The organism is Thermotoga sp. (assembly GCF_021162145.1).
Lineage (GTDB): Bacteria > Thermotogota > Thermotogae > Thermotogales > Thermotogaceae > Thermotoga.
Map to the genome: position 1 here is coordinate 1 of NZ_JAGGZH010000098.1, position 3427 is coordinate 3427.

5 protein-coding genes are annotated in these 3427 nt (G+C 40.7%); all 5 read right to left on the reverse strand.

Translation table 11 applies throughout. The features are described from left to right. On the reverse strand, window positions 1-581 hold a 581-nt coding region (locus J7K79_RS06235; protein WP_296906428.1), incomplete at its 3' end, for a S41 family peptidase. Beyond that, complete coding sequence (locus tag J7K79_RS06240; protein WP_296906431.1) at window positions 520-1245, reverse strand: hypothetical protein; 726 nt, start codon at window positions 1243-1245, stop codon at window positions 520-522. The genes J7K79_RS06235 and J7K79_RS06240, both read right to left, overlap by 62 nt. Window positions 1246-1389: 144 nt before the next feature. After that, window positions 1390-2205 (reverse strand): ABC transporter permease, encoded by an 816-nt coding sequence (locus J7K79_RS06245; protein WP_296906434.1) that lies wholly within the window; start codon window positions 2203-2205, stop codon window positions 1390-1392. After that, on the reverse strand, window positions 2190-2948 hold the full coding sequence (locus J7K79_RS06250) for an ABC transporter permease (protein ID WP_296906437.1): 759 nt from the start codon (window positions 2946-2948) through the stop codon (window positions 2190-2192). Before J7K79_RS06250 ends, J7K79_RS06245 begins: the two co-directional genes overlap by 16 nt. Further along, window positions 2899-3427: ATP-binding cassette domain-containing protein (locus tag J7K79_RS06255; RefSeq protein WP_296906440.1), on the reverse strand; the 529-nt coding region annotated here is incomplete at its 5' end. The genes J7K79_RS06250 and J7K79_RS06255, both read right to left, overlap by 50 nt.

The window sequence follows — 3427 nt, forward strand, 5'->3', positions numbered from 1 at the left end:
GCTGTGAGGGTGGTTTCGTAGTCTGGAAGTATCTCAATGTCTTTGCCAAAAAATACCATTCGTGTGGGTATATATACTTCTATGTGCGAGTATGGAAGCATAAATGGTCGCCATAAAGTTATGTTCGCATCAGTTAATAACTTTTCTCCTATAACTTTTCCAAGCCTGTACTTTTGAATAACATATACAAAGAATTTTCCTCCAGAGAACACATCTTTGTTTGCAAGAACCCATACATTGCCTTTAAAAATAGGTTTCTTGGGATAAGCTGTAAAGGTTTTTTTCGTTCTTATTATTTCACCTTCCAATTCCTTGCTGTACCTTATTCCAATAGCTGCAAGATCTTTCTGTGCATATTCACACGCTTTTGTGTACATATCTGCATTAATAATTAACGGTTTGTCTATAAAATGGCTTATTATCTCAAGAGGGGCATCCCAGCTTCCTCCGGGATTATCCCGTACATCTATTATTAAATCTGTCATATCTTTGTTTTCTGAGAATACTTTGGTCAGAAACTCAGAGAATTCCTTTTGCCCTTCTAAAGGGTGCGTCCCAAATCTGAACTTTTTTACCTTCAATATCCCTATTTTTTCCTCTCCGTGTAAACTGGTAATACTTTTCATCTTTAAAAAATTGCTTCTTTATTTTCTCAAACTCCTGTAATGTAATTGCCTTCACAACGATTTCTCTTCGCTCGTTATCATGCTTTATCAAAATATGGAATTCCTTCTTGTCCCAAAGAGTGGGAAGAAGCCAAAAAAACGAAGACAAGCTCCTATAAGTGGAAAATGGTGTGTATCTATTCATTTCACGAATAATATCTTTTGCGTCTTTTCCATCTATCTTTAGAATCTCGAACGGTGCAAGTGATAAGTTGTTGCCATCATGAACAACAAATATTCTACTGTCAATAACATGGGGAATAAAATGGAAAACCAGAATGTTATCGCTTGTCGGAAGCCCCGCAAATGTATGAACATCGCTTATATAGTGAAGAAGATAAATTATCTCCTTGTAAAAATCTGTCCTTGACATTGGATGATCAAGTTTTTGTTTGATCTCTTCAGCTATTTTCATGAAATCTTCCCGTGAAATATACCGCCATGGAGATACATGGCATCTGTCAACTATATCAACAAGGTATGATAAATCCCACTGAAGCTCCTGATAGGGAATAGTAGTCTGACTAGCCACAACAATAGAGACAGCAGACAGAATAGCAAACAAAATAAGCCTTTTCATACAATCCCTCCCCTATAGAAGTTGCTGAAACTTCATTAACATCCTCTTTTTCACTGATATCATAATACATAATAGCATCTTCCACTTATTCATTGGAAATCATATTTAATCAGCAATATTGCTGATACTTCAAACTGCATTCCATCAAAACCCCTGCATGCCTTTCCTTCTTGCTTTGTTCTGGAGTACTCTGAAAGAAAAGGCACCAAGTCCCAGATACAGGAGTGAAAGAACTGTCAAAATGATGAACTCTTTCCCAGGGTTCAGCAGAGTATTTGTATTCATCAGGAAATGACGTGTGAGATCCAGCCCCCAGGTGAAAGGAAAGGCAAAAGAAAGGTACATCAGGCCCTTTGAAAGTATACTCACTGGGAAGAACATGCCTCCTATTAGAGGAGCTGCGTTTCCAAGCAGGCCCACCAGCTCGTCTCCTTCTTTGAACCTCAGAGTAACACCAAAAAACAGGAAAACAAACCCAAAAGAAGCAACTATGGAGAGGATAACCACACCAGCTGCAAGGGCGAACCCGATCGGACTGAGAGTCATAAAATTCATCAGTATTGCAAGCACGATTATGGGTACAGACTCTATGGTGACTTTCACAAGACCAAAAACCGACCATGAAAAGATGTATCCCAGGGTGCTGATGGGCATCGTGAGTATCTCTTCCAGCTGACCTATTCTCATATAGTATCTCAAGGTGAACACAGTTCCCCAGAGAACCTCAACGTAGTTCCAGTATGCCGCACCCAGCAACAGGTATCCAATGATGTTCTCCGTGTTTGTAGCACCATAAAAAAACTGTACAAGGCCCGATTTTGAGCCAAGATAGAAGAGCAAAACAACCGGAATGATTGTCAAGAGGGGAGTGAGAAAAGAACCATACCAGTCTATTCTGTATCTCTTTGCACTCAGAAAACTCGCTTTTGCAAGATGAAGACTTCTCACCATGTCTCCCATTCCCCTTTTCTTCTGATCTCATTCTCTGCCTTTCTGAGCAACCATATTCCAAGAATCAGGTAAGCAACACTGAGAGTCGTTAATATCAACAGCTGAAAGACAAAGCCGTTCGTGTCTCCTTTTATTAAACGTCTTCCCATGGATATGAGATAGGTGAGCGGTATCATGTAGGAAACAAATCGAACATAGATGGGGAAGTTCTCAACCGGGTTGACCATTCCTGAAAGGATTCCAAAAAAGAACTGAACGGTGGAGTTTATGCTCCTGATTCTCTTCTTCCACAGTGACAGCGCCGCAAAAAATATGGAAAAGAACGTTATATAAACACCACTCACCATCAGCAAAAGAAGAAAGAGAAGATGGAATTCAAGCTTCACGCCAGAAAGGTTGAAGAAAAGCAGCGTGAAAAATGTTATGTACAGGTTCATGATGAATGTGTCGATGGATTTCGAGAATAGAAAGGTTAGAAGACTAACAGGAGCAAGTACCACAGAAATGAGAGCACCTTCTTCCCTTTCCTCTGTGAATCCGTCTCCCACTCCGAAGAAGTACTGGTTCAACCAGTACCAGAGCAGGGCACCTATCATCACACTCTCTGTGAGCGAATTCACATCGGCAATTCTGGAAGAAAACACATAGGGTCCTATGATGAAAAAGGGAGTCAAAGCCATGTTAACCCAAACGAATCTGTATTTAAGCCTTATTTTCATTTCCTTCAAGACCAGATAAAGTATCTTCCTCATCTACATCCCGCCCCTTGATGAGATTCTCAAACACTTCATATATTTCAGCTTTTTTGTTATTTATGTCTCCGTATCTCACTTCCATCTGAATCCGTCCATCTTTGAGAAGGGCAACCGTTGCATTTTCAGGGAGCGCGTGGAGTACATGACTCACCATGAGAACGGTCAGCCCTTTTCTGTTCAGTTCATTCAGGTAATCCACCATTTCGCGTATTGAGGACGGATCCAGACCGTTGAGTATCTCGTCGAGAAACAGAATCTGCGGCTCATGGATCAGTGCCTTGCAGACCATCAATTTTTTTCTCATTCCTGTTGAAAATTCCTCAACGGGTTTATCTCTGTATTCAAGCAAACCGAACTTTTCGAGGAGTTCTTCCATCTTTCTTCTTCGAACCTTCCTCGGAACACCATATATTCCTCCAAATACATCGAGGTTTTCCCAGGCAGTGAGCTTCCAGTACAGGCTTCTTTCGTTTGCA